This window comes from Pantoea sp. SGAir0180, assembly GCF_043546245.1.
Map to the genome: position 1 here is coordinate 722,443 of NZ_CP028071.1, position 25,631 is coordinate 748,073.

The 25,631-nt window shown below is 47.6% G+C and carries 26 protein-coding genes; 22 read left to right on the top strand and 4 right to left on the bottom strand.

The genetic code is table 11. From position 1 onward, the window contains the following. Positions 1-31: 31 nt before the first annotated feature. The 4 genes from C1N58_RS03585 (at position 32) to C1N58_RS03600 (ending at position 2,622) form a co-directional block, all read left to right on the top strand. The gene (locus tag C1N58_RS03585) at positions 32-817 is read left to right on the top strand and encodes an IclR family transcriptional regulator (protein WP_006120359.1); all 786 of its coding nucleotides are present in this window, start codon (positions 32-34) and stop codon (positions 815-817) included. Between the two features lie 7 nt (positions 818-824). Next, positions 825-1,277, top strand: coding sequence for a universal stress protein (locus C1N58_RS03590; protein WP_006120358.1), 453 nt, complete (start codon positions 825-827; stop codon positions 1,275-1,277). A gap of 9 nt (positions 1,278-1,286) precedes the next feature. Continuing rightward, a complete protein-coding gene (locus tag C1N58_RS03595) occupies positions 1,287-2,096 on the top strand; it encodes a hypothetical protein (RefSeq protein WP_394564584.1) in 810 nt (269 codons plus the stop codon). A gap of 244 nt (positions 2,097-2,340) precedes the next feature. Further along, positions 2,341-2,622, top strand: coding sequence for a hypothetical protein (locus C1N58_RS03600; protein WP_006120355.1), 282 nt, complete (start codon positions 2,341-2,343; stop codon positions 2,620-2,622). 36 nt (positions 2,623-2,658) lie between these two features. Here the strand turns inward: C1N58_RS03600 and C1N58_RS03605 are convergent, their stop codons facing one another. Beyond that, the gene (locus tag C1N58_RS03605; protein WP_394564585.1) at positions 2,659-2,817 is read right to left on the bottom strand and encodes a hypothetical protein; all 159 of its coding nucleotides are present in this window, start codon (positions 2,815-2,817) and stop codon (positions 2,659-2,661) included. A 263-nt stretch (positions 2,818-3,080) separates the two neighbouring features. Here C1N58_RS03605 and C1N58_RS03610 point away from each other — a divergent pair, with 263 nt between their 5' ends. Then, entirely contained in the window at positions 3,081-3,956 is an 876-nt protein-coding gene (locus C1N58_RS03610) for an SMP-30/gluconolactonase/LRE family protein (protein ID WP_110268161.1), read from the top strand. Positions 3,957-3,989: 33 nt separating this feature from the next. Here the strand turns inward: C1N58_RS03610 and C1N58_RS03615 are convergent, their stop codons facing one another. Further along, the gene (locus C1N58_RS03615) at positions 3,990-5,210 is read right to left on the bottom strand and encodes an L-lactate MFS transporter (protein ID WP_394564586.1); all 1,221 of its coding nucleotides are present in this window, start codon (positions 5,208-5,210) and stop codon (positions 3,990-3,992) included. A 266-nt stretch (positions 5,211-5,476) separates the two neighbouring features. Here C1N58_RS03615 and C1N58_RS03620 point away from each other — a divergent pair, with 266 nt between their 5' ends. From C1N58_RS03620 to C1N58_RS03630, 3 genes are all read left to right on the top strand, one after another. Then, positions 5,477-5,716, top strand: a complete 240-nt coding sequence (locus C1N58_RS03620) for a hypothetical protein (RefSeq protein WP_006120349.1) — start codon at positions 5,477-5,479, stop codon at positions 5,714-5,716. 307 nt (positions 5,717-6,023) lie between these two features. Continuing rightward, the gene (locus C1N58_RS03625; RefSeq protein ID WP_394564587.1) at positions 6,024-6,353 is read left to right on the top strand and encodes an STN domain-containing protein; all 330 of its coding nucleotides are present in this window, start codon (positions 6,024-6,026) and stop codon (positions 6,351-6,353) included. A 497-nt stretch (positions 6,354-6,850) separates the two neighbouring features. Then, a complete protein-coding gene (locus tag C1N58_RS03630) occupies positions 6,851-7,381 on the top strand; it encodes an RES family NAD+ phosphorylase (protein WP_205953395.1) in 531 nt (176 codons plus the stop codon). A gap of 170 nt (positions 7,382-7,551) precedes the next feature. On the opposite strand, the gene C1N58_RS03635 is transcribed toward C1N58_RS03630, so the two are convergent. Further along, the gene (locus C1N58_RS03635) at positions 7,552-8,709 is read right to left on the bottom strand and encodes an ROK family transcriptional regulator (protein ID WP_033740755.1); all 1,158 of its coding nucleotides are present in this window, start codon (positions 8,707-8,709) and stop codon (positions 7,552-7,554) included. A 93-nt stretch (positions 8,710-8,802) separates the two neighbouring features. Between C1N58_RS03635 and C1N58_RS03640 the strand changes: the two genes are divergently transcribed. From C1N58_RS03640 to C1N58_RS03675, 8 genes are all read left to right on the top strand, one after another. Continuing rightward, positions 8,803-10,179 (top strand): ABC transporter substrate-binding protein, encoded by a 1,377-nt coding sequence (locus C1N58_RS03640; protein WP_394564588.1) that lies wholly within the window; start codon positions 8,803-8,805, stop codon positions 10,177-10,179. Between the two features lie 45 nt (positions 10,180-10,224). Next, the gene (locus C1N58_RS03645) at positions 10,225-11,136 is read left to right on the top strand and encodes a carbohydrate ABC transporter permease (RefSeq protein ID WP_033740753.1); all 912 of its coding nucleotides are present in this window, start codon (positions 10,225-10,227) and stop codon (positions 11,134-11,136) included. Beyond that, on the top strand, positions 11,136-12,200 hold the full coding sequence (locus tag C1N58_RS03650) for a carbohydrate ABC transporter permease (RefSeq protein ID WP_054633394.1): 1,065 nt from the start codon (positions 11,136-11,138) through the stop codon (positions 12,198-12,200). Before C1N58_RS03645 ends, C1N58_RS03650 begins: the two co-directional genes overlap by 1 nt. 5 nt (positions 12,201-12,205) lie before the next feature. Next, a complete protein-coding gene (locus tag C1N58_RS03655; protein ID WP_054633395.1) occupies positions 12,206-13,312 on the top strand; it encodes an ABC transporter ATP-binding protein in 1,107 nt (368 codons plus the stop codon). 19 nt (positions 13,313-13,331) lie between these two features. After that, positions 13,332-14,033 (top strand): glycerophosphodiester phosphodiesterase, encoded by a 702-nt coding sequence (gene ugpQ, locus C1N58_RS03660; RefSeq protein WP_006120339.1) that lies wholly within the window; start codon positions 13,332-13,334, stop codon positions 14,031-14,033. A 1,003-nt stretch (positions 14,034-15,036) separates the two neighbouring features. Continuing rightward, entirely contained in the window at positions 15,037-15,504 is a 468-nt protein-coding gene (gene tssB / locus C1N58_RS03665) for a type VI secretion system contractile sheath small subunit (RefSeq protein WP_394564589.1), read from the top strand. A 29-nt stretch (positions 15,505-15,533) separates the two neighbouring features. Then, complete coding sequence (locus C1N58_RS03670; protein WP_375096628.1) at positions 15,534-16,889, top strand: VasL domain-containing protein; 1,356 nt, start codon at positions 15,534-15,536, stop codon at positions 16,887-16,889. A gap of 692 nt (positions 16,890-17,581) precedes the next feature. Next, a complete protein-coding gene (locus C1N58_RS03675; protein WP_078829266.1) occupies positions 17,582-18,394 on the top strand; it encodes a DUF6387 family protein in 813 nt (270 codons plus the stop codon). A 164-nt stretch (positions 18,395-18,558) separates the two neighbouring features. On the opposite strand, the gene C1N58_RS03680 is transcribed toward C1N58_RS03675, so the two are convergent. Then, positions 18,559-19,506 (bottom strand): toll/interleukin-1 receptor domain-containing protein, encoded by a 948-nt coding sequence (locus tag C1N58_RS03680; RefSeq protein ID WP_394564590.1) that lies wholly within the window; start codon positions 19,504-19,506, stop codon positions 18,559-18,561. Positions 19,507-19,863: 357 nt separating this feature from the next. Between C1N58_RS03680 and C1N58_RS03685 the strand changes: the two genes are divergently transcribed. From C1N58_RS03685 to C1N58_RS03710, 6 genes are all read left to right on the top strand, one after another. Further along, positions 19,864-20,076, top strand: coding sequence for a helix-turn-helix transcriptional regulator (locus tag C1N58_RS03685; RefSeq protein ID WP_078829268.1), 213 nt, complete (start codon positions 19,864-19,866; stop codon positions 20,074-20,076). Between the two features lie 40 nt (positions 20,077-20,116). Further along, positions 20,117-20,728, top strand: coding sequence for a hypothetical protein (locus tag C1N58_RS03690; protein ID WP_349886258.1), 612 nt, complete (start codon positions 20,117-20,119; stop codon positions 20,726-20,728). Positions 20,729-21,055: 327 nt separating this feature from the next. Continuing rightward, positions 21,056-22,276 (top strand): tyrosine-type recombinase/integrase, encoded by a 1,221-nt coding sequence (locus C1N58_RS03695; protein ID WP_394564591.1) that lies wholly within the window; start codon positions 21,056-21,058, stop codon positions 22,274-22,276. Then, positions 22,263-23,573 (top strand): tyrosine-type recombinase/integrase, encoded by a 1,311-nt coding sequence (locus C1N58_RS03700; protein ID WP_394564592.1) that lies wholly within the window; start codon positions 22,263-22,265, stop codon positions 23,571-23,573. Before C1N58_RS03695 ends, C1N58_RS03700 begins: the two co-directional genes overlap by 14 nt. Next, the gene (locus tag C1N58_RS03705; RefSeq protein WP_394564593.1) at positions 23,573-25,204 is read left to right on the top strand and encodes a DNA-binding protein; all 1,632 of its coding nucleotides are present in this window, start codon (positions 23,573-23,575) and stop codon (positions 25,202-25,204) included. The genes C1N58_RS03700 and C1N58_RS03705 overlap by 1 nt, the downstream gene beginning before the upstream one ends. After that, positions 25,205-25,630: a hypothetical protein gene (locus C1N58_RS03710; protein ID WP_210451991.1), complete on the top strand. Its 426-nt coding sequence runs from the start codon at positions 25,205-25,207 to the stop codon at positions 25,628-25,630. Position 25,631: the final 1 nt, after the last annotated feature.

Here is a 25,631-nt window from a genome sequence, read left to right on the forward strand (position 1 = left end):
TACAGTAAGCCAGCTCAAAAAGGACGACGCTATGACTCAACAATCATCCAGCCGCGAAGATGAAAAAACGGGCGGTATTCAGGTTATTGCGCGCGCGGCTAAAATTCTTAATGCTCTGGGCGAGCATCCCGGTGGCATGAGTCTGGGCGAAATTGCGCATGCGGTCGATCTGCCGCGTTCTACCGTACAGCGCATTGTGGCCGCGCTGGACAGCGCCGAACTGGTTCGAAGCAGTGGGGCGGGCGGATTGCGTCTCGGGCCAGCTTTACTGAAGCTGCTCGCCAGCGTGAACACGGATGTGGTCGATTTGGTCAAGCCACTGCTGGAAAAACTGTCGGCGGATACCAATGAAACGGTCTCCCTGTCCCGCGCCAGTGGTGCGCAGCTTGCCGTCATTCATTATGTTGTGGCGTCGCGCGAGCTGCGGGTGGTTCCCCGTATCGGACTGGAGCTGCCGCTCTACAGCACCTCGGGTGGCCGCGCCTTGCTGGCGCTGGAAAGCGATGAAGACGTCCGGACGCTGGTGGGGGATGCCTGGCGCGAACTGACGGACAAGACGGTTAAGACGCAGGCAGCACTGTTAGAGATGCTTCGGGAAGTGCGTGAAACCAGCATTTCCTACGACCGTGGTGAAACTCTTGAAGGCGTTTCAACCATGGCCTTTGCGCTCGATACGCTGTTTGGCCGCTTTGCGGTCTCCTTACTGGTGCCCACGGCGCGGTTTAAGAAGCATGAATCACGCTATCGTGAAGAAATGTTGCTGTGCAAACAGGCTCTGATTCGTGAAATTGGCAAAATTGCCGCTGTTGAAGGATGAGTGCTCAATGAAAACAGTATTAATGGCTATCGATAATTCACCGGTCGCGAAGAAAGTGGTGTCGTTAACGATCGAAGAAGCACAGGCGCATGATGCACAAGTGATTGTGCTGTGTTGTATCGATCCCGCCTATTCATCCTGTAGCCAGCCCATTGATATTGATGCCGGTGAAGATCCGGCAGATTTTGTGGCCGCGCAGGATGAGCAAAATACCGCTGAAATGGTGGTACGTCATGCCCTGGCACCCTTGCTCCAGGCCGGCATTAAGGCGCGAGGTATGATTCTGGCCGGCGAAGCGGCGGAGACAATCGTGGCCCAGTCCCAGCAGCTCAATGCCAGCATGATTATTATGGGGCGACGTCATTTATCGCCCTTTAACCGGTTATTAAAAGGATCTGTGAGTGCCGCTGTGGTTGAACGCGCGCATTGCCCGGTACTGATCGATGTGCGTAAGGATTAACAACGTAGTATGACTCTCCTGCTTTTTCTTACGCTGGCCGCCTTTGTGCTGCTGGCGATTATCATCGTTATGTTAGTCAGAACCACCCGGCTTAAAGCGTGGCAGGGCGTGGTTCTTTTTATCCTGCCGCTGTTGTTGTCGAATGTTTTATGGTTCAGCTGGATCCAGCCTCAGCAGCAGCAGGAGAAACGCTACGAGCGCGCGGCAGATTATATGGCACAGGCTACGGTGTATCGGGTGCTACGCACTCAGGAACCCGCGCTGTGGCAAATACTGACGCGCGATCTGGCGCGCAAACTGCGTGAAGGCGAACCCATGTTGCAGGCAACGGGCGAACTGCGCGGGTTGTTGACGGATGTGATCAATCAGCGCCTTATGCGGGGTACTGACGCGGCCGTATTGAAATATATTGGCGTCTCGGTGGAAGAAATGCAGACGCTCAATAAAATTGACCCGGGCCTCTGTTTTCAGTTCCTTTATCCGCAGGTAAAGGGCGGTATCAATCTGGTTGAAACTCTGCCCGCCAGCCTGAACCAAAAAGATGCCGATGCCACCGAGTATTTGCTGCTTAACAGTCTGGGGGACGAACAACCGCTGGACCGCAAGCAGGCGCAGCACGATCTCAAAACCATCGTCGACCATCTCTACCTGAAGTGGGGCAATAAGCTGCAACAGCTGAATATGCCTGCCGATGCCGCCGTTGATCGGTCTTCCATGTGTGCCATGTCTGTCGATCTTTATAGTGCCATCCTCGCACTCCCGAACAAGCAAGCCGCCAATCTGCTTCGTAGAATGATTGCGCTTTCAGGCGAAGGTTAAAAAGAAAAAAGCCCGCCAGTGGCGGGCTAAATGCTGAGAGAGGCTTTTTTTAGAGTAATTCCTGGTGTTGTTCGTGAGGCTTTTCACTGGAATCAGTGTCGCAGTTTATTGGCATAACCTGCCAGTTGTTTAACCGTATTGAATCAATTGGTAAAACTTCGTAAATACGCAGTTGTTCGCGTACTAATCCTATAGATGCGCATTTTGCAGCGCCTTACACTGCGTCAAAATGTGAGGAAATAAAATGAAAATGGCAATCATGGGTGCATTTGCACTTATTTTTCTGAGCGGTTGTACCGCCAGTAAACCCGGGGCGTTTGAACGTGTTGATGAAGATCCCAGTTCAAATACCGTACAATATCGTTTCGACCCGCTGAAAGTGAATCGTGATGCAATGGAAATTGATATCGCGAATTACTGCAGCAATAAAGGTTTTGATAAAGTAGAGTCACTCCCTGTTCAGGACAGCACAATACCAGGTTTAAAGAAAACCTGGTATCAGTGTAATTACGCAGTGAAAAGTTAATGAATAAATGAGGTGGGATTATATCCCACCTTCTTTTTATATTATGCTGTGTGAAATCTTTGCCCTTCTGAGAATATCATTTTGTTTTATGTCTCCTTTCTGCTGCGCTGGAACGTCTGCGGATAACGCCTCCTGTCCAGGAGAAATAAAGGCTACCGACTGAGGGAACAGCGCGGCGGTAACGATGTCTGGCATACGGCACCTCCTCTTTTTCAATACTCAGGATAATACGCCGAAAAAGTGCAGCAAAAATGCAGCCTGTGTAGAGTTATTTCGATAAATATGTCGCGATATTTCAAAAAAGAACGCGAAAAAGAGGGTGAGCGCATATTCCAATCGGAATAGACCGAATAGGTATTAATATGCGTGAGACCTGTCTTAAAAACAAGGCTGACGTGAATGTGTGAAGATGGAAATTAGCGCTACAGTAATATCAGGACAATTAAAGGGAGACAAACATGACGCATAGGGTAAAAAACGTTCTGCCGCTTCAGGCAGAGCTAGCAGAATGTCCGCTCTGGGCTGTGCAGGAACAGGTGCTGTGGTGTGTGGATATTCTGGCACCGGCCATCCATCGTTTCGATCCGGCGAGTGGTGAGCTCTCTACATTTCCTCAGGCAGAAGAAGTCGGATGCATCGGCCTGCGGGAACAGGGCGGTATCATTGCCGCACTGCGTAGCGGCGTCTGGCTGCTGGACGAGCAGGGGAAACCGCAAAAAAAAGTGGCGGATAATCCCGGTATCGCCGGGAAAAGCCGCTTCAATGATGGCCGCGTGGATCCCTGGGGTAATTTCTGGTGCGGCAGTTTATGGGAGCCACAGGATAAAAACGGCGGCTTGCTTTGTCGCGTAACGCCTGATTTGACGCTTGAGGTGAAGGCACGCGACATCAAAATTTCCAATGGCGTTGCCTTTTCTCCTGACCGTCAGTGGATGTATCACAGCGATACGCCGAATGAAGTGCTCTATCGCTATCCGCTTGATGCTCAGGGCGAGCCGGGGCAGCGTGAAATCTTCCGGCGGTTTGATGCCCGTGGTGGCTTGCCCGATGGGGCGGCTGTCGACAGTGAGGGCTATTATTGGTCAGCCCTGTTTGACGGCGGACGCGTCGTGCGTATTGATCCGCACGACGGTGAAATCGTCGATGAGATTACACTGCCGGTGAAATGGCCCACCATGGTGACGTTTGGCGGCAGCGATCTCAAGACGCTGTTCATCACCAGCTCACGCGAAAACCTCAGCGAAGAGGATCTCGCCCGCTATCCGCAGTCGGGCGATATTTTTGCGGTGGATGTCGACGTGGCCGGTATGGAAGAGCCGCGTTTTCGCGGCTGATGATGAGGGCCAGGCTTATCTGGCCCTGTAACATTACTGACGCTGCAACAGCGGTTCATGGGCTGGCTGGCTCTGCGGCAGGCGGATTGTCAGTGACAGCACCAGTGATATAACCAGCAGGGTCATAATGAGGCTGAAAGTGACCGTAAAGCCGCCAAACATTGAGGCCACCAGCGAACCCATTACGCTGCCAATGCCAAAGCCGAGATAAATCAGGCCATAATTTTTGGTCAGATTATTCAAGCCGAAAAAGTCACTGACCAGCGAAGGGAAGACGGTAATGGTGCCGCCGAAGCTAAACGCAATGCAGGCCAGGGACAGGAAAAACGTGGTTTGATTCATCTGTGTAAACAGCATCAGGCTCATACCGATCAGTGAAACCAGTTGGGCCAGTGAGATCACGCGAATACGCACCATTTTATCGGACAGCACGCCCAGTACTAACCGACCACTCAGGTTTGCTACCGCGATGACCGTGACGGCGTTAGCGGCGGTCTGGGTGCTGAGGTGAACCAAACCTTCCCCGATGTCTTTTGCAACGCCAATCACATACAGCCCGCTCATACAGGCAGTCAGAAACATCAACGCCAGCATCCAGTACTGTGGCAGACGCACCGATTCGGCCAACGTATACTGACGCGTCGCTTCTGCCTGAGTAGCTGACGCAGATTGCAGCTGCGCATCGCGCATCATCAGTCCGCCAGCAATAATCATCGCCATTGCCAGCAGGCCCCAGAGCACAAAGGTCTGTTCAAGCCCAAATCGTGCCAACAGTGCCCCGCAAATGAATTTAAATCCCAGACTACCCAGACCGTAAGCGCCAATGGCGCAGGCCGATATCATGCCTTTACGTTCAGGAAACCATTTCACACAGTTGGATAGCGTCATCAGATACCCTGCGCCATCGGCCAGACCTAACAACACGCCCGCGCTCAGGTACAGCATGATCAGATTATCTGCATGGGCGGTCAGCCCTAATCCCAGCGCCATCAATATACCTGCGCCGATAGTGACCTTACGGACGCCAAAACGCTCCTGCAGCTTGCCAGCCAGTGAAGAAGAGATGGCCAGCCCCAGGCTCAGTAAACCAAATGAAAATGCGATCTGGCTTACGGGCGCATCCAGTTTTTGCGCGAGCTGACCATTGAATAAGCTCCAGGTATAAACGGACCCCAGCGCTAACTGGGTTATCACCGTACCGATAAGTGTGAGCCAGCGTGTACGCTGGTGGGCAGTCTGTTGAGTCGCGTTCATTATGTTACTCCCAGGGGGAAACTGAATACTGGCGTCAGAATAACCAAAACCCCTACGCGCGAGGGCGGAAAGCGCATGAACGGAATGCAACGCGGAATGAAATGCTGTCAGGGCGGAATGAATGGCCGCGTGGGGTAAGTGTAACGAGGTGAGTCAAGGTAATGAAGGCAGGTAAACAGCAGTAAGGGAATATTACGGCCAACCTCTTTTCCCGGCAGGCTTAGCATTTTTTTGCCAGGCTTAAAGTCCATTCAACAGGAGGAAATATGAAAGACCGGACATATGAATCCATCACCAGTGAGGATGAAGTTTGCTGCATTATCGGTCAGGCAGTGATCGAACTGAGCGCAGAACAGCAGCCTGTCACGAAATCTACCCTGGCACTGAAATTATTGTCAATGGCGGACCGCGACAGTGACGACGAGCGGGTTCTGCTCTACTGGATTGCGCGCAAAGCGATCAATCAACCCCAGCATCTTGTCAATGCGCAGCAAAAACGGGCATGACGCCCAGACAGGAAAGGGCGCCATGCCCGCTACGGTTCCGTTTTGTTTACACAGGACACATCACCGTAAAATCATGGTAGCGCCAGGGACGGCGAAGACGCGTTCCGTCGCGCCCGGTGAGCACGACACCGTAAAACGTGACTTTCTCTGCTAAGAGAGGTCATTACCGCCAGTGCGAAGCGGCACGATAGCGAACCGAACATTTCCCACCTCCTCGCCTGCGATCACACTCAGACATACTCTGCACGCTGACAGAAACAGTTGACTATGGGACAAAGACACAAGTTTTCCTGTGCCCGGAGGCGTTATGCATTTCACATCCTTCAACTCAGCCTGCTTGCTGCTGGCGCTGACGTGTACGTCGTGCAGCCAGTCATCTTCTGGTCACATCCCTGCGGGTAAATGTTATGCGGAAGCGACCTACAATCTTCATTTGTCGCGCTTTGACGAAACGGCGCAACAGTTGGCGCACGGTACCGGGTGTTTTATCCAGACGGATTTGTCGCGCACTGGGGCTGTTCAGGTGAATCCTGTAGATGGCACCATGACGCTTCGTGAAGCGCTCGGGCAGGCTATAAAAGGCACGCCGTTGAAGATTGTGGCGCAAACGCCGGATGTCATTACTGTCGAAAAATAATCGCGAATCACGGAGGTCACACCATGCGCAGAGGCGCTGCTTTGCTTATTTTGTTGTTAACCGCATCAGTCTGCTATGCCGCGCCAGGGGGGAACGGTGGGGAAGGTGGAAATGGCGGAGCGGGCGGTAACGGCGGAAGTATGGACAATCAACCTGGCGGTGCTGGGCTGCCTGGCCACAATGGTCAGCGCGGCATGAATGGTTGTCCCGGCGGTACTGCGCCCTCTCAGGACGGCAGATTTTATCTGCCCGGCACACATGAGCAATGTAATCCGGCGCATCCAAAGTCGCATCCTAAACGGCATCACATCGTGTCGTCCGGGCAGATGGAACGAATCTGATGATCGGCTGGCCCCGCGCCTGTGTATCACCGGCTTGTGCGCAGGCAAGGCAGACATGCGCCGACAGCTCGGGCTGGTTCGTGGCTACGCACTAAGCGATTAACTGGCGCGTTCAGCAATCGCAGGGATGGGGTTGTTGCGGGAGAAAAGACAAACATGCATCACGCACTATTGCCCGTGGGCGGCCTTTTTTATCGCGCTGTGTTAACCGCGAAGGCGCAGGCGGTGCTTGCCGCACCCGGCCCGCAAAGCGCGGGGCGTTATCATCGCCACGGGCAACCGGCCTTGTATATGAGTCCGCTGCCGGAATGGTCCATCATGGCGGTATCGGGCTATATGCGTGAGGATGGCCTTTCACGCGTCCTGATTCCACTACGCCTGTCAGGGGCCTGGCTGGTAGATCAGCGCGATAAGGCAAAATGTGAGCAACTGGGAATCCTGCCAGAAGCCGCTGACGGCAGTTGGCGAACGGCGCTGCAGCAGGGGCGAATCCCGGATTCATGGCACAACGCAGATAAAGCCAGAGTAACAGGCGCGGATGGGATTATTGACCGTTCGCGTCTTATTCCCGGCGGCTGGCATATCTGTCTTTTTCAGTGGAACACGCCTTCTGCACCACGCGTGGCGGTATGCGGCAAGCCCATCCCGATCACGCTTTCACCGGCTGGCTCCAAATGGGGATTATAGTGTGGGCAAATTAAGCCAAACCTGTCCCACGCTGCGGCCGCAAATAAACCGACGCTCGCTGCGGACTGGCTCTCATTTCACAGAGACCTGTTTATCCGCGGCCAACTCAGAGAACCGTCGCCGATGTTTGCCGCGTCGGTTTCCTTCATTCCGTCACCGCCGCTGAGCGGTCAGTTGACCCCGTCGCGATGCCCGTTATCCTGCTGAGCAACATTATGCAGGACCATGGCGGCGGCTCCGAATGCGACCGTATCCGTGGCCGCGACGTCCGGCAGACAGATTTCAGGCTGCACGACAGGTGTGCCGTTTAACGTATCCACAGTGGAAAAGTCGAGCCAGGCCGCAAGCCGTTCACGCACCATCTGCGGAAGTGTCCCACCCAGATAGATCGCCGCTGGCGCGAGGACCGCATTCAGCATAAAGCCCAGCCGGGCGATCTCCGGGCCAGTACGTGCGATCCATTCGTCGAGAACCGCTGTGTTTTCGCTAAGAAAATGGTGCCAGACAGCCTCAGCGCGGCCTTCAGGTATCTGGCCAAGGCGATGCTTACACCACGCCGCAAGGTCAGTAAAAGAGGGGCGGGGCCTGTCGAGTGGCAGCAGCAGCCCAATTTCGCCCGCATTGCCCAGATGACCGCGATAACGTTGTTTGCCCAGGATAAGGCCACTGCCGACGCCCTCTGACAGATAGAGATAGATAAAATCGTCATGATTAGCCGCATTACCCAGCGTCATTTCGCCCATGGCGGCAGCATTGGCATCATTTTCGATTAACACCGGACAGCCCAGCGCCTGCTGAATGGCTTCGAACAGCCCGGGTTCATCCCAGGAAAGCACTTCGGGAGCCAGATGAAGCGGAGCCTGACCGCGCTGGAAGCGCGTCGGCATGGCAATGCCTGCGCCAATCAGTAAATGATCCGGTATGTGGTTTCTCTCAAGCAACGTTTTGTGGCCCTTCTGTATCTCTGAGCGGGCGCGGGCAAAGGTATCATAGTGGCCGGTCAGTTCAATTTCGTCGACCCGTTTCCCTTTGAAATCAAGCAGCATCAGCGTAACAGAGAAGCGGCTGGCATGAATCCCAACGGCATAGCCGATGGAGGAATTAAGCATCAGATCAATGTGGGGCGCGCCCCGGCCAGATGAACGCCGGGCTCCTTCGATGATGATACCTCGCTTGATGAGATCGCGGGTCATCATGCTGACGGCCGCCGCTGTCACCCCGCAACAATCGGCGATCTCAGCACGTGATGCGGCGTCGTTGCGACGCAGATAACGTAGTACGGCCGACTGGGTCGAACCGATTCCTTCCCAATGTTTTGATGAAGTCAACGCACCTTCTCCCTGTCGTTTTCACATGGTCATGAACCTGTCATTTAAATAAATTAACTTACTTAAATAATAGGCACAACGGGAATAAACACCATGTCAAAAAAACTCACAGTCCTCGCCACCCTCGTGATGTCCGCGTTGTGTGTTGGCATGACTCACGCAGAAGAGATAACGATTAAACTCGCCACGCTCGCCGAGCGTAGCGCACCGAACCGCATTACCAACATTGAAGATGCAGCCGACATCATGAACAAGCAATTTAAGGCTGCGGGCGTCGACAAACATATTGTGATTCAGGCCAATAGCAGTGCTGTCAAAGGCTGGGACGACTTCGCCATGGATATGCTGAAGGCGATGTCCGTCGGACAAGGGCCGGATATTTATGTGCTGCCCCATGAATGGATTGGTCAGTTTGCGAAGGACGGCTATGCCATGCAAATGAACGATAAGATCGCGGCGGCACCGTGGGTCTATGGCGACATCCTGCCCGTCCTGTGGGCGTCGGCAAAGGCAAACGATGGAAAGATCTATGGCATACCGCAGGATGCTGAAATACGCATGTTTTTTTACAACAAAGATATGTTGAGAAAAATCGGCAAGGATGAAGCCTTTATCAACGCCATACCGGCCAGGGGGGAGTCCGGTGATTTTACACTGGACGATCTGACGGCCCTTGCCAAAGAGGTCGTGGACGGTAAAGCGGCTCAGTACGGCATGTTGCACCGGCCGAATGTCGGTATTGATTATCTGATGGTTTTTCAGTCTTACGGCGTGAAATTTATGGATGACAAGACCGGCAAGCTCATCTTCCCTAAAGCAGAAATGGCGGATGCGCTTGGCTGGTATGAGCGCAATGCGAAGCAGGGAGTGACGCCGGTCGATAACACGGCGATGAGCTGGGATGCCATTCAGAACGCGTTCAAGCAGGAGAAGGCCTTTATCTTTCACCAGGGCGTCTGGGCGGTTGCCTGGCAACTGGGCGACAAAAATGGCGCGGTCTGGCCGACAGACAAAGAAGGGTATTTTCATAAGATAGGCTGGATCCCGGCGCCTGCGGCCAAAAAGGGCGGTCAGCCCTCAAACCTGTCGCATCCGCTTCTCTATACGGTGAACGCCAAAAGCAAAAATGCTGACATTGCTGCCGAACTGGTGGCACTGGCGACGTTGCCTTATTTCAACAACGAACATGCTGTGACGTCCTATCACACGGCCATCAGCAACGCGCAAACGGCGATGCCGAAATACCGCGATAACTGGGTGCTGTCAGCCGCTTCGCCCATGATGGTACATGCGAAGTTCGTGCCTAATCATATCCAGTTTGGCAGCTATAACAAGGTGCTGTTCAGCGGTCTCCAGGCGGTTGAAACAGGAAAAATGACGGCAAAACAGGCCGTTGATTTTATCGCCGAAGAGCTCGAACTGCAGTTTGGCGACGATATAGAAATCCGGTCGTCTGTCGCCAAAAAATAGTGCTTAGCCTGTAAAGCGTCGCTTACTCTCCAGGGAGATGTGGTCATGTCTCAGTTTCAGCCTCGGGCGCACCGGCCGGCCCGACCTGTGTTCTATCTCGCGCCTGCTATCGCGCTGTTGGCCGTCTTTTTCCTGGCGCCCATTATCGTCAATACCGTCATCGCCTTTACCGATATGGGCGCTGATCTGCGGGTCGGTCACTTCACGCTGCAAAACGTCGAGCGGATTGTCTTACGCGATGCGCGCATGCCTGCGGTGCTGCTGACGACGCTGATTTATGTCACGGCGACGCTGTTTATTTTTAACGTCGGGCTGGGTGTCCTGTTGGCGATAACAACGACGGCCATTCCCGACAGGCTGGGTAATCTTTTTCGCGGTCTCTGGCTTTTGCCACGCATGTCGCCGGCCGTCCTCTACAGTATTCTGTGGATATGGGTTGCCGATCCCACGCCGTCTGGTTTGCTCAATCAGGTAACCGGATCCTTCGGTCTGCCGCTCATGAATCTGCGTAATGATTTCCCCTTGTTTCTCATCATTGTGGCAAATGGCCTGGTCGGGGCATCGTTTGCCATGGTCATTCTGACTTCATCCATTCGTTCCATCCCTGCACATCTTGCCAATGCGGCGCGAGTGGATGGGGCGAGCGAATGGGGCGTGCTGCGCTATGTAGTGGCCCCCGCACTGTCTCAGCCCATTCGGTTTATCACCATCTATCAGGGGCTCTCCTTGCTGACGACCTACGAGTACATTCTGCTCATCACCGGTGGCGGTCCCGTCTACGATTCGACGCCTTATGCGCTCTATATCTACCGTCGCGCCTTTGAAAATGGGGCTTACGCCTATGGCGCGGCGCTGGCGCTTGGCCTGATGGTGATCGGCGTAGGCGTGACCTTAATGCAATGGCGGGTCAGTAATATGCGCGCGACGTTTGCCGCGCCGAAAATCGAGGTATTGTGATGTCACTCGTTCCAAACCCGGCAGTGGCCAAATCGAAATGGGCGCGTCTTGAACGCAGAGGCACAATCAACCGTGTCGGCTTCCTTTCTGCGCTCATTCTCTTCCTGACGGTGATGTCAGTGCCGATTCTGCTGCCTTACCTCTGGCTTCTGGCCAAATCGCTGACCACGTCTGATGCGTCCGTCAGCCGGCTTGTTCTGTGGCGCACCAGCGCAATTGCGGGTGTCGCATATATCGGGGCGATCGCACTTGCTTTCCTGGCAGAGCGTTTACGCAGACCGGTATTGTCCTGGGCTGCGCTGGGGATCGTTGTGCTGCTGCTTGTGATGATTTTTCTGATGCCACACATGACGTTGCACAACTACCGTTTTCTCTGGATGCGCGACATCGCGAATACGGGCACCACGCGCGTGGACCTGATGCCATCGGCCTGGACGGCACTTGGAAGCTCGCTGATCTTTGGCGTTTCACAAACGCTGATTGTCACGATCGTCGCTACCCCAGCCGCCTACGCGTTATCGCGCTTTGCCTTTGCCGGGCGGCAAAATTTTCTGCGTGGCTTGCTGCTGTTACATGCTTTCCCCGCGCTGGCGCTCACCATCGCCATCTTTATCCAGCTTCACTTTATGGGCCTGCTCAACCATCTTTTCGGTGTGGTGATGGTGATGAGTGCGCTGGAGCTGCCTTATGCGATCTTCGTCCTGAAGGGCTTTTTCGACGCAGTGCCCTGGGATATTGAAATGAGCGCGGTGACCGACGGTGCGACCCGTTTTCAGGCTTTTCGTATGGTGGTATTGCCCCAGGTGCGTAGCGGACTGATTGCGATTGCCACCTTCACCTTTTTACGTGGTTGGGAGGAGTACGTTTTTGTCCAGACGCTACTTATCGACAAAAGCCAGATGACGATGAGCCTCTACCTGTTCTTTGTCGCACAGGATAATACGGGTGCGGATTACGGCATGATCGCCGCTGTGGGCATCATTTATTTACTCCCTGTGCTCGTTCTCTACACCTTTACGCAGAAATACATCACTCAAATGAGTTTTGGCGGTATCAAGGGATAATTGTCATGGCCTCGATCACTCTTAACAATGTCAGCAAAAACTGGGGCGAGACTCAGGTCCTGAAACCGATGAATCTTACCATTGAGAACGGCGAATTCGTCGCCATTCTCGGCCCCTCAGGATGCGGTAAATCGACAACGCTGTTTCTGCTGGCAGGGCTTTATGCGCCGACCAGCGGTGAGATCGCGTTTGACGGGCACAACGTCAATCGCATCGATGCCCGCGATCGCAACGTCGGTATCGTCTTCCAGTCTTATGCGCTTTACCCAAACCTGACGGTACGCGAAAACATCGCTTTTCCGTTACGTTTTAAAAAAACAGGTAAGGAGCACATTGCCAGGCGCGTGGAAGAGGCGGCTAATCTGGTGCAAATAAGCGCACTGCTTGATCGACGCCCGTCGCAGCTTTCAGGGGGGCAGCAACAGCGCGTGGCGCTGGCGCGGGCACTGGTCAAGGAACCGAATATTCTGTTACTCGACGAACCGCTTTCTAACCTCGACGCGACGCTCCGTATCACCATGCGGACGGAACTCAAGAATCTCCAGAAACGTCTCGGCTTCACCACCTTGATCGTCACCCATGACCAGCTGGAAGCCATTACCATGGCCGATCGGATCATCTGTATGAATCATGGCGAGATAGTGCAGATTGGGACACCTGATGACCTGTACAGACGTCCGGTCGATCGCTTTGTTGCAGGGTTTATCGGCTCGCCGCCGATGAATCTTGTGGAAGGACAGGCCGTCGGCGGGTTTCTGCACCTGGGGCAAACGACACTCGAACTGAACCACGAATACGACGGCCCCGTTTGTTTTGGTCTGCGTCCGGAAGATATCAACCTTATTGCCGCTGACGAGGCTCCCTTGTGTGGGGAGATCATGACCGTTGAGCCGATGGGACGTGAAGTTTTCTACACGATTGACACGCCGGCCGGCACGCTTCGCGCGCTGGAATATGGTGAAGCGGTGCGTCATGCGCTTGGTTCCCGGGTAGGAATAGCGTGCCAACCCGAACTGACTCTGATCTTCAATGCTGTCGGTAAACGCATCGTCGATCTTCATGCCAACCTCGCCGTAACCGGCCACCCCAGCAGACAGGTTCACGCTGGCTAGCTTACAGGACAAGATTTCCATGACCCGAATCGTATCACACCGTGGCGCCAACCATTTTGCGCCAGAGAACACCTTCTTTGCCGCCGATCTGGCGCTTGAACAGGGGGCTGATTACATTGAGCTGGATGTACGGGAGAGCGCCGATGGTGTGCTCTACGTTATCCATGACGAGACGCTGGATCGCACCACGAACGGGACGGGCCCTGTTGGGCATGCTCTGTCGCGCGATATTGATGCACTGGATGCGGGAAGCTGGTTCGATGAGCGTTTTAAAGACGCCAGGGTGCCGCGACTTGATGCCTATCTCGAACATCTGCGCGGCCGCGCGGGCGTTTATATTGAGCTGAAATACTGCGATCCGGTCAAAGTGGCTGCACTGGTACGCGATCTCGGTATGGTCCGTGATACGTTTTTCTTTTCGTTTTCCGAAACGATGCGCGCTGGCCTTCAGGCCGTTGCGCCGGACTTTCGCAAAATGATGACCCTCAATATCGCGATGTCTCCCTCTCTCGTTGCCACCGTGCATCATGCATCGATCATTGAGGTAAACGTAGAGCAGATGCGTCATCCCGGTATTCTTGAAGCAAGCCGTAAGACCGGGCTTGAGATTATGGTTTATTACGGTGATGACGATATAGCGATTCATCAGGAAATTGCGGCGGCGGGCGTCGATTATATTAACCTCAATCGCCCGGATCTCTTTAGCCACACACGGCGATAGGTTTACAGAACGACTGAACGATAAGGTTCTGCGTCGCTACCCGTGTTTACGGGTATGACGGGTAAACAGAGAAGGGCAGCTGCGGTACTGCCCTTCGACATTATCTGGCAGGCCCCGGCCCTGGAGGGCGCCTGACAATGATGTTATATCGACGCGTTTTGATCGCGTAAATATGCCCTGCACCGTTCCCTTCCGTTTAATTGTAAACCTCTCGTTCCCAACGCAAACAACATCGTGACACCAGCTGATTTCATCATCTTCGATAGCTGCAGGTGAGTGCATCGGCCGGATTTATTCTGGCTGACGTAAGTGATGGCATCGCATAACTCGCGGTCAGATGCGGTGACAGGTGACAGGTGACAAGCACGCAGATAACGATAATCTTTCCTCTCTCCGATGTCTGAAATACGTTTATACAGACAGGTGACATACATTGATTTCAGTTTTTTTTAAGCGAAAATAACCAGAATTGATTTACGTCAATAAAAGAAATTATGCTGACATGACGGTCTCGTCATATTCCCCCCTTTTCACACTCGCTTCCTGAAAGTTATTTTTTTAACAATGAAAAATTAACGTTCTCATGTGACTGGTGGGATTTTGCACATGTCATACTCTGAAATACATTGATCACTTACTGAATATCCTTATTCCATAAGCTCTGAAGTGTTTTTAAATAAAAATCATATAAATCATAAAGATGATAAAATATTGTTAAAGCATATCTCTGTAACTTTTAGTTACATATTTTTATTTAATGTCATGCATGAAACGTTCATAAACTCCGTCTCCAGGTGCTTGCTGGACGTTTTTTTATTTCTGAAAAGTACCTGAAAAATACCGTGTCGACGTGCTGGTGAATGGAATGCGCCCGCTTTACATCCCGGGGTTTTGATTCCTGTCAGATGACGGGAACCGGGATAGTGCTAATAAAGGGTTTGCTTTTCTTTTAATTTCTCGCTGGCAGTGACCGCTTCTATAACTTCATAGAACAGGGACAGCTATGTCTAATTCTTCCTTTCAGTCCGAAATACCCAAAGCACGTATTAATCTGAAACTTGATCTGCATACCGGCGGCGCGAGCAAGAAAACCGAGCTCCCTCTGAAATTGCTGGTTGCGGGCGATTTCAGCCATGGGCAGGAGACAGCACCGTTATCTGAGCGAAAAAAAGTTAATCTGAACAAAAATAATTTCGACGCTGTGCTTTCCGAATATTCCCCGAAAGTCAGTCTTACCGTTAAAAACACGCTTGCTGGTGACGGTAGCGAAGAAAATATCCGTCTGACCTTTCAGAGCATGAAGGATTTCTCGCCGGAGCAGGTCTCCCGACAAATACCTCAGCTCAAAGCCATGCTTTCCATGCGCAATTTACTTCGTGATTTAAAGGCCAGCCTGCTGGATGGCGCTACAGTATCTGCAGAGTCTCGAATGTGCAGAAAACGAAGCCGCATAAGCAATAACTTTCAATAGCTCCTTATTCGTCAAATGGACAACTGGTCATGAATGACATCACCCCGCGTAAAATCAAAACCGGCGGCGACCCGCGCACGCTACCGGATTATGCCGCTCTGCGCGATGAGCTAAGTAAGCTGAAGCATCCTGCGCGCCCGGATGTGAACTGGCCGTATGTCGAAAAACGCTGTCTCTCACTGTTTGAGCAGAATGGTGTGGAACTGCAGACGGCGGCCTGGTATACGCTTGCCCGAACGCAGCTGGCCGGCTTGTTCGGCCTCAATGAAGGTCTGGCGATACTGGATGCGCTGATAAGCCATCAGTGGGGCACGCTCTGGCCGCAGCCGGTACATGCCCGCATGGAAATCCTCAGCAGTCTGAGCCAGCGTCTGCAGCAACGGATGCGCGCGCTCCCGCTGAATTACAGCGACCTTGGTCAGCTGTACAAGGCAGAGCAACGTCTTGCCGCTATGGGCGAGGTGCTGCAGCGCCTGGAGCTTAAACATCTGAGCCAGCTCGATACGTTACGTATACTGATGCATAACAGCGCTGTCCGGCTGGAAAACAGTGACGACACAACCCGGGCAGGGGCAGCTGTGCTGCCAGCTAGTGTGATCAACGATGCAGCCGCCTTCGCAGCCGACGGTGCAGAAGAAACCGCCAGCGCGATGAAATGGGTGTATGTTGCCCGCCCTGAATATCAGGCGAATGTGGAAGTACTGGCGACTCTTCCCGCGCCGGTAAAAAAGTGGAAATCTTTCGTTGCCGGTATGGGTGCCATGCTGGCGATAAGCGTGGCCGCAGCGGGAAGCTGGCAATATGTAAACCGGCCAAATCCGCTGCAGGCTCAGTTGGCGGCATCTCTGGCACCTTTACCTGCAACGCTCACGCCAGAACAGGTGGATCTATTGCGTCAGCAGACTGCTTTGCCGCAGAACGTGATCGCCCAGACACAGCAACAGCTGAACCGTCTGGATAAGCTTCCGCCGGGCTGGAGCATTGACTACAGTCGACAACTTGTAGAGCAGGCTCAGGCGCTCTGGCCGGAGCAGGCAAAGTCTCTGGCACAGCAATGGCAACAACAACGCAGTGCTGCCGCATTACCGGCAGAGCAGCTTAATGGCTGGTCTCAGGGAATGATGACACTACAAAAACTGAGCGACAGATTAAATGGCCTCGATGAACAGAAGGGTAAATACATAACGGTCAGTGAGCTGAAATCAGTGGTTTTTGCCACGATGCAGTTCTTTAATCAGTCCATACCGGCTGAAGAACAGCTGCGCGTACTGTCGCAACATCCAGCGGGCAAACCGTTACCTGCAGCTGCCCAATCTCAGCTGGAAATGCACCTGAAACAACTGACAGCCCGCTATGCCGAACTGAAACAGCAGGCAGAAAAATAAAACCTCTCGTCTGGCAAAGCGAGCACGCCGTTTTCTGTCGGGTTTTCTGATTTACGCAGGGCGCTTAAGAAGCGAGTGGGTAGCGATCCACATAAAGGCGCTTCATTTTCTTTCTGATTCTGAGAATGTCCCCGACTTGATTATTTAGGAAGATTGCGTGTTATCGGCCAGGCGTTACACTTTTCTTCAGTCTGTCGACAGGGGCAAGCTGGTCGCAAAAAACACGATGAGATGTTGACCGCTTGCCTAAAAGTGCCGGCCGTTCTGAGCCTTAATAAAGCGTGAATGCTTAAACAGGAAATGTGTATGTGTAATCGTTCATGTTGAAATGCGCAGAAACTGGCCGTCGTCACCCAGGCAGAGCAGAGGCGGTATTAAAGATAAGAAGGATGAGTGAATTTGGTGAATGTCAGAAGGCTGTACGTGGTGTCCCCTGCAGAAATCGAACTGGTGTTTAAGATGCTGATTTGAAAGGTTTTTACTGGAGTTAAGGTTTTTATACCATCATAGATACCAACACTCAAAAATAACCTTAAAAACTATTGTGAGACACTGAAAAAAGCGTCTTAATTATACTCAATTTTATCAGCCGTTGTTACTGTTTCACAGCTTGTTGATTGAAGAGCTGGTTCAAGGTGATGATGAGCTGACTTCTACATTGAGCTATAAAAACACAAATGTAAGGCCTCGGTATGGATACTGTTCAGATCTACAAAGAGCTACAAGCTTGGTTTGACTACGACAACTATGTTGATGTTGAGTCTTGCACTTTGAAAGGTTTGCATAAAGAGTTACTGGTAAGAAAAAACATCCTCGATTCAATTGAGTTTTTTGGGGAAGGAAATGATTATTTTAACCAAATACTTGCGGGTAACCCCTTAATAAGTAAAACAATTGACCTCGACACTCATCTGGCAGAAAGCCAAACGCACATACGACAAGTCACTTTTGGTCATATTGAAAGCCTCAGAAGATCTCTTGAAATGTTCTCTCAAGAATCATTTGTCAAAGGTAGTGATCAACTTAAGAAAGAGGTCAGGGAGAAGCCACTTACTCAAAGTATGAAAGCCGTTGTTCTGGGAACAAACGAAAGCCGTGTGTATACCTACTTTGACCTCGAAAGCTCATCGGATGACGAAATCATAGGCTCGCTTCGTGCACTACTTCCTATGTGGAGGAAAGAGTATGGAATCAAGGGCAGGAAGCAAGAGGCTTTCGGGCTGGGAAAGATTCTAAAGTTGGCAGACTACCGTATCCTTCCAATGATGGATCTGCTTATGTGGGCTAAGTTGAAAGATATTTCTCTGTCAAACACCATCCTTTCCAGAGTGCTTTATCCTAAGCTCACAGATGAGGTTCGAGGAGATGAGCAACTCAAAGACACTGATCGTCCAATAGCTGAGAAAGCTATGTCAGGTGAGACCAGTAAAAACATTGAGAGTTTTATTAACAAGAATCGCCATCTGATGGATATGAGCGTGTCAGAGTTAAGGAAAATTAGCTGATCAATTTTTAAAATTTTCAAAATAGCAAAGCTGTGAATATGATAGTTAAAATTGATTTTTCAGAGCTGAGCAGTTAAAGCTGGAAGGGAGTTAAGGTAATGTTAACTCCTGTATCCAACCAGCTTCCAAAAGCTATCTTATATTAAATATTATAAATAATATATTCACGAATAATGCTTCAATAGATGTTTCAAAGCCCGGCTTCCATGTTCATCATTGATTATATACATTATGATTTCTTTGGCTTCAAGTATAAAAGGTTCATCTTTACGAACCATAGAAATGAATTTGACTGCCAAAACTACTCCAATTGATTCCAAAGCCCACTGTACTTCTTCACAAGCGTTCTCTGGAAAAAACTGGGAGATCATGACTGTTCCAAGAGTTTTCATGGCAGTCCCTGGTGAGAAATGATCCCAGTGCCATCGTCCTTTTGTCGGACAAAATATGTCATTATCATCATTCAACATATAATTCCAGTTAGGACTATCCCACATCCATTTAGGCGCAAGCAATATCTGAGTATAATTCATACAAATTTGATGTGTAATAGCATTACCAGAAAAACGTAAAGGTTTACGGTAAAAATAATCTAAAGCCGCTCTATGTAAATCATCTTTTTCAATAGTTAATTTTATCCACGTAAGCATTCTGGCTTGAGTTATGTTTTCAGCCAGATGCCATATCGCATTACCAAGGTAAAGTCCACGCTCATGTAAATTAGTTAAATCTAAATAAGCTCTCCCTGCAAGAGGAGGGGGGAGTTCTGTAATACATTTTCTATCAAGAATGATGGGGATGATTTTAACTTCATTGTCGGAACCGAGATTAGCTAACATTTGCAACTCTCGATGCAGACCTGAGCCTACTTTTTTTGCAGAAACAATATAATCTTCATCACAGATACAGAAAACTTTTAGAGGGAAGGAAGAAAGAGCATTTTTTATCATCGAATCTATTGACTCGCCAAATCCAATGCTATCTCTATCCCAGAAAACATTGTATTTAAAATCGATGCTGTTGACTACATGATCTCTTATCCATTCTTTTTTCTCTGCTGAACCACCCCAAGCATATGAAATGAAAATTGTAGTATCACTTTTGCTATCCATAACGGATCACCATCTGATTTGAATACATTTGCTAAACATTAGAGGATCATTCTAATGATTGTATATTAGAATGTTAAGCATATTAATTTGTTTCGGAGAGAGATTTTATCAAAATGGTTAAATCAACTTTGAACTCAATCAGGATTCAATAAAAAGTTAAAGGTCTGCATGGTGCTGCGCAAAAGAGACTGCCCTTACCATTTTTTCCGTATTCATTCAAGGTGCGTAAGAAAATTTATTTTATACCAAAGAAAATTTTGACTGCTTTCTAGACTAAGAAGCAATTTCCATACAATCCCTTCAAAGCCCACTCCCGTCTCTTTAGTATCACCTCATCAACAACGAGGAGATATAGCAATGACTACAGTAACTACAAACACCACACGTCTTATCCGTTTACCCGAAGTGCTCCACAAAACAGGCTATAAAAAGTCATGGATTTATCGATTGATTTCTGAAAATAGATTCCCTAAACCTATCAAACTGGGAGCAAGGTCTGTAGCTTTCATTGAGATTGAAGTCGATAAGTGGATTTCTGACACCATTAGCAATTCGAGAACAGCTTCATAGTTAGGCTCCAGACCAACAACATCGACAATGTGAGGACAATGTGGAAATCAAAGAATTCCTAGATATTGGGAATCTTTCAAGGCTGGTGAGTCAAAAAAGCTTTGATAAGATTTTTAATGCTGAAGCTATCAGGTTATTACCTGTTGATACATTGAGTAAAAAATCCGTGGCCTGTTTAAGCTATTACCTCAAAGATAGCGAATACAATCCATTCCAATTTTTACCTGAGTTAAATGAAGATAGTCGAAACTATATCTATGAAACCATAATGTCAGTGGTCAAATGTAATGAACTACTCAGAGGGTTATCAAAGAAAATCACGCAGAATGAAATTAATATCGCTGTAGAAAAAACTGAAAAAGGCGAAGATCATGTATTGCTCTGTAGCTTAAGTGTGCCAAAAGGGATGCTGGACCATTATGTGAAAACAATGCCGTGTCTTCTCCCAGATGAAGATTCATTTATGACAGATGACATTAATCTTCTCAAGCTAAGCACTGTAGATATAAGTAAAATTTTACTACGTGACATGTTGGAAAGAGGAGCATTGGTAATTCATATGGGAGATGAACTCCGAAGTAAAGCTAAATTTTTTCAAGAGGAATACTGGAATCAGGTGGAAGATATTTACTATGGGAGAGCGGCAAGATGAATATTTATTTGAAGTCTCATTATTTAAAAAATGTAAAGTTTTAAGATAAAAAAATATAAAAAATTAACAGAATACTTTCCAGATTAGTTTTTGGCGGCGCTGTATTACTTATCCAATAAGGCTTTATTAGTTTTTCTTCTTAAATCGGGTATGACTACAAAACACTAGCCGTACTGGTTTCTTTCACGTGAAAGAAATTTTTTTAAGTATCTAAATGGATTATAAATAAATCCAAAAATAACAAAATAAAATTGCAAAGTTTAAATCGATAAAATAATGATAAGCCGTAGTGATTACTAAATGTAAAGTTTTCGGAGGGTTATTATAATGTCATTCAAAATAAAAAAATTTGTTATGAGCAATGGAGAACGCGGTTGCTTAATTCTCAACAAAGAAACACTGCTACCAGTTTACTATCAGAACCTATATCTCACAACTAATGTCAGGAACAGAAGTGCGACTGCATCTACGATGGAGATAGTCGCAACGAATCTACTTATCCTTAGCAATTTTATGGAAAGTAGGAAAATCAACATCATTGATAGGATTGAAACCAAGCGGTTCCTAAGTGTAGCCGAAGTCGATGACCTGATACGGTATGCAAAGCAAAGATTCGATCAACAAAAAATTACGAATGTAAGATTACTAAAAGGAAAGCAGATTGCTACAAGAACTTTTAGTTACAGGATACACGTTTTTTCAAGCTATCTAAATTGGTTGTGCGGATTGATCCGTTCTATGAAGGGAATCCATGCCAGATATGAAGTCGAAAGTTTTATTGAAAGCATAAAGGCGCACATCCCGCGAAATCGCTCACTCAGCATCAATGACAGAACTGACAAATCGATAAGTGAAGAACAAATAAAAACTCTGTTTAAGCTGTTGGAAGTCGGAGGGAGTCAAAACCCTTTTCAGAAGGAGGTTCAAGTCAGGAACCGGCTCATTTTTACCTTGCTACTGAATTGTGGGTTGAGAGCAGGTGAATTACTAAACCTTAAAGTAAATGATCTAAATCTTAGAAAAAACACACTGAGTATCTTCAGAAGACATGACTGCATTGAAGACCGGAGGCTGAATCAGCCATTAGTTAAAACTGGCGAAAGGATAATCCCATTATCAGATGAGTTAGCGATGGAAATTTTCGATTACATACAAACTTGTAGAAGTAAAACCACTAAAAAGAAAAAACATGACTTCCTGTTTGTAACTCACAGCGCAGGTAAAACGGCAGGAGAACCATTATCTGTTTCAGCATATGAGAAAATAATTTCAACTATTAAAAAAGCAGGCCCGGAATTAAAGAGTTTATCGGGGCATAGATTGAGGCATTCATGGAACTATTTCTATTCAAATGAAATTGATAGTTCAAATTTGGATATCAGTCGAAAATCAGGATTGAGATGCTATCTCATGGGGTGGTCAAAAGATTCTAAAATGTCAGAAAACTATAATTCCAAACATATATCAGAAAAAGAAAAGGAAATTATTGGAAGAGTTTATGAATCTTTGAAAAAGATAACTGAGGGTCAATATAATGGAAACATGTAATCTAAGAAAAGAGAATCTGATTTTTGCAACGATGCAAGGGTATAGCTTCAAGCTTTCTGATATCAAATGGCAATTAGATAAAGAGACTTGTATTTTTCCACATAAGATTGCCGACAAAATGCCAGAGTCGATGCGTATTGGTTACCTTACTACCTTGGCATACTTTTCGGCTGAATACAGTGCAGGTTACACAAAAAACATAAACCAGATTTTTAGTCAATGGTTAGGGATGATAGACCTTAAGACGATAGATGCTAATGCGGTTTATCAATTTAATGTTAGTTTAGGCCCTGAGAAAAACTACAAGCTAAATTCTATAAAGAAATTTCTAACGAAGTGGAAAAAGCTCGGTTATGTAGGAGTTGAAGCTTCAGCTTTAACAATGCTGGGAAAAATAAAAATCAAAACTAATTTGACAGGAGAAGCCGTCAAACGAAGAGATCCAAATAGTGGACCGCTAACTGGAGAAGAACTGGAAGTCGTTCTTAAGAGTATCAGCAATTTGTTAAAAGAAGATAAAATTCCCATGTATCTTTATTGCTATGTCATTCTTTTAGCAACAACGGGAAGGAGGCCTTTACAGTTAACCTCATTAAAAGCAAAAGATCTCATCAGAACGGGAGAAGGTTGCTTTCTAAATATACCGAAAGTTAAACAAAGAAAGGACTTTAGAAGTGAGTTTAGCTTGGTAAGTATCGATGACTGCCTTTATGAAAAACTAACAACCTTGGTTGATGTGAATCAAAAACATATCGAAGATAGTATTAATCAGGGCATTGGTTATATAAGAAATGAATTACCTATATTCATGGACTCCAAAAAATCCATATCAATTCAGTCTGGTCAAAGTTTGGCCACCATTATGGCAACTGATTTTTTACATATGAAGAATTCATTTATCTCTAAAGAATTAGATAAAATTACCACTAAATTTAATATCCAGTCATCAAGAACCCATAATCCTATAAGGCTGAATGCCAGACGATTCAGGTATACCCTTGGTTCTCGTTTAGCAAAGGAAGGAGCCTCAGTTGAAGTGATCGCTAAAGCATTAGACCATAAATCTATTAACTCATCAGGGATATACGTAAAAAATAGCCCAGATAATGTTCACTATATTGATATGAAACTTCATTCATTTTTTGAACCTCTATCGAAGATATTTCAGGGTGTCGATAGCATACAGAACAAGAAGCTCTTTACAGAATATGTTTTAAATTCTTTTGGATTCACTGATTGTAAACACGAACACATAGAGTGTTTTACCTGCAAAAACTTTAGAGCCTGGAGTTCTTAATGACCAATGTGATTTTATTCGAGCCAATCAATGCTAACAACCCAAATTTAAATGTTGAGGATTTTATTAAATTTTGCAAGGGTAATATTTTCAACTCTAACTTAGCCAGTTCATGGGAAAGCAATATATGGAAGGGATGTTACAGATTCAATAAATTTGATATCAACAATAATCGAAATAGCAAAGATAGATTAGATGATGGTTTTATTGATTTTGCTAAGGCTTATATGTTTCATATTCACTCGTTTAACAAGGCAAAGTTAAACCAGAATGCTTTGGCAATGTTGAAGATCGTTGAGTTTATTTTATTGAAATCATACGGTGAAGCTAATGTAGCCAAATGTAATAATAACATTTTTGATGAGTGTGTAAGAGTAGCATCCGCTAAATATACGAAATCAACAGCAGTTGGAATTGGTAAGGAACTTGAAAAACTACGTTTGTTTTTGAGTGAAAACAGAATGACAAGCTCATCATATTTTTTTTGGGTAAATCCGTTAAGGCATAAAATAACTCAAAGTTGGCAAGGTTATGAACCTTCTCTGGAAGGGCACTCAAAATTACCAGATATAAAGTCCGTCATAGCCATTGCGGAGATTTTCTCAAAAGATGAAAGCCAACTGTCTGTGAGGGATATTTTCACAACGTCTGTTCTTGCACTGCTGATGTGTGCACCAGGACGAATCTCGGAAATATTAAGCCTTCCTGCGGATTGTGAGATTACAGAGCATGATGAGAACGGCATTGAACGATATGGTCTAAGGTTTTTTTCAGCGAAGGGGTATGCTGGAGACATCAAATGGATTCCTTCAGTAATGGTCCCTGTAGCTAAAAAGGCCATAGCCCGGTTGAGAAAGTTGTCCACCCATCCAAGGTTTGTTGCAAAAACGATGGAAGGGAAGGTCCCTGAGTCATACAGACATGAACTCTTTACTAAAAAGCCTCAAAATTTTCCCTGGTATGATGAAGAGAAGAAAATCAAATATTCAAATGCTTTGTGTCTGTTATTTGAGGGACAATTATGTAAGAAAACGAGCAATCATTTGGCACCTTTGTTCAGACCCACTGCTCAGTTTTTTAGATCGGATATTGATGCCTTTGCAAGTATCAAAGGCACTACAAACTTGTTTAAAAGACACGGTTATATTAACGAAGATGGTAGCCCGTATTCGCTTAGGACCCATCAATTAAGACATCTACTTAATACGTTTTCTCAAATCAATGGCATGGACGAGTTTAGCATCGCCAGATGGTCTGGAAGGAAGTTGGTCTCACAAAATGTTTCCTACGATCACCGATCACACTTACAAATGATCAATCTCATGAAAGATAAAACTTCAATCGGAGCTGGTAATAGCCATAGGAAAAAAGAAATAGCTGTTATGGACATAACTGATTTCGATTTATTGAATGATGGAGCTGTGCTCGTCACTAAGCATGGCTACTGCAAGCACTCATATGTTTTTGAGCCTTGCAGTTATTATCCCTTACAAGACTCTGGAACGGATGATGGCCAACTAATGATGATACACACTAAAATTCTTGAAAAAACCAATTATGATAAAAATGATGGGAATGTTCATGCTGATAAATGGTATAAATTTCAAACTAAAATAATAAAAGGAGAATAAATGGCTAAACACATTACTGGTTATGATGAAAAATTGATAATGAAAGTTATTAATACCTGGAATGACGATGAGAAGCTGACATGGGAGGCTTTATGTGACGAGTTGATAAACATTATTGGGAAGAGACCTTCAAGGCAATCTTTAAGTTGTCATGTTAAAATTGCGGATTGTTTTAATTCAAAAAAGAAGCTTCTCAAGTCTGGTGTGAAAGAAACATGTGCGGTTAAACCTGCTAATTTGAAGATTGCTTGTCAGAGAATAAAAAGGCTCGAAACTGAAAACGAAGCTTTGATAGCATTGAATAACAAATATTTAGAGCAGTTTAAAATATGGCTGTATAACTCTCATTTAAAACAAATAACAATCGATGAGCTTAATCGTCCTTTACCTAAAAAAGATATTCAAATAGAAATTGATAGGTTTTAAC

Bases quoted from the DNA above. Each gene is read 5' to 3' on its own strand.
- C1N58_RS03710 (WP_210451991.1), top strand. From the start codon at position 25,205: ATGGCTAAACACATTACTGGTTATGATGAAAAATTGATAATGAAAGTT.
- C1N58_RS03685 (WP_078829268.1), top strand. From the start codon at position 19,864: ATGACTACAGTAACTACAAACACCACACGTCTTATCCGTTTACCCGAA.
- C1N58_RS03615 (WP_394564586.1), bottom strand. From the start codon at position 5,210: ATGAACGCGACTCAACAGACTGCCCACCAGCGTACACGCTGGCTCACA.
- C1N58_RS03695 (WP_394564591.1), top strand. From the start codon at position 21,056: ATGTCATTCAAAATAAAAAAATTTGTTATGAGCAATGGAGAACGCGGT.
- C1N58_RS03595 (WP_394564584.1), top strand. From the start codon at position 1,287: ATGACTCTCCTGCTTTTTCTTACGCTGGCCGCCTTTGTGCTGCTGGCG.
- C1N58_RS03700 (WP_394564592.1), top strand. From the start codon at position 22,263: ATGGAAACATGTAATCTAAGAAAAGAGAATCTGATTTTTGCAACGATG.
- C1N58_RS03645 (WP_033740753.1), top strand. From the start codon at position 10,225: ATGTCTCAGTTTCAGCCTCGGGCGCACCGGCCGGCCCGACCTGTGTTC.
- C1N58_RS03670 (WP_375096628.1), top strand. From the start codon at position 15,534: ATGAATGACATCACCCCGCGTAAAATCAAAACCGGCGGCGACCCGCGC.
- C1N58_RS03655 (WP_054633395.1), top strand. From the start codon at position 12,206: ATGGCCTCGATCACTCTTAACAATGTCAGCAAAAACTGGGGCGAGACT.
- C1N58_RS03620 (WP_006120349.1), top strand. From the start codon at position 5,477: ATGAAAGACCGGACATATGAATCCATCACCAGTGAGGATGAAGTTTGC.
- ugpQ (WP_006120339.1), top strand. From the start codon at position 13,332: ATGACCCGAATCGTATCACACCGTGGCGCCAACCATTTTGCGCCAGAG.
- tssB (WP_394564589.1), top strand. From the start codon at position 15,037: ATGTCTAATTCTTCCTTTCAGTCCGAAATACCCAAAGCACGTATTAAT.
- C1N58_RS03650 (WP_054633394.1), top strand. From the start codon at position 11,136: ATGTCACTCGTTCCAAACCCGGCAGTGGCCAAATCGAAATGGGCGCGT.
- C1N58_RS03625 (WP_394564587.1), top strand. From the start codon at position 6,024: ATGCATTTCACATCCTTCAACTCAGCCTGCTTGCTGCTGGCGCTGACG.
- C1N58_RS03610 (WP_110268161.1), top strand. From the start codon at position 3,081: ATGACGCATAGGGTAAAAAACGTTCTGCCGCTTCAGGCAGAGCTAGCA.
- C1N58_RS03585 (WP_006120359.1), top strand. From the start codon at position 32: ATGACTCAACAATCATCCAGCCGCGAAGATGAAAAAACGGGCGGTATT.
- C1N58_RS03600 (WP_006120355.1), top strand. From the start codon at position 2,341: ATGAAAATGGCAATCATGGGTGCATTTGCACTTATTTTTCTGAGCGGT.
- C1N58_RS03675 (WP_078829266.1), top strand. From the start codon at position 17,582: ATGGATACTGTTCAGATCTACAAAGAGCTACAAGCTTGGTTTGACTAC.
- C1N58_RS03705 (WP_394564593.1), top strand. From the start codon at position 23,573: ATGACCAATGTGATTTTATTCGAGCCAATCAATGCTAACAACCCAAAT.
- C1N58_RS03605 (WP_394564585.1), bottom strand. From the start codon at position 2,817: ATGCCAGACATCGTTACCGCCGCGCTGTTCCCTCAGTCGGTAGCCTTT.
- C1N58_RS03640 (WP_394564588.1), top strand. From the start codon at position 8,803: ATGTCAAAAAAACTCACAGTCCTCGCCACCCTCGTGATGTCCGCGTTG.
- C1N58_RS03590 (WP_006120358.1), top strand. From the start codon at position 825: ATGAAAACAGTATTAATGGCTATCGATAATTCACCGGTCGCGAAGAAA.
- C1N58_RS03680 (WP_394564590.1), bottom strand. From the start codon at position 19,506: ATGGATAGCAAAAGTGATACTACAATTTTCATTTCATATGCTTGGGGT.
- C1N58_RS03630 (WP_205953395.1), top strand. From the start codon at position 6,851: ATGCATCACGCACTATTGCCCGTGGGCGGCCTTTTTTATCGCGCTGTG.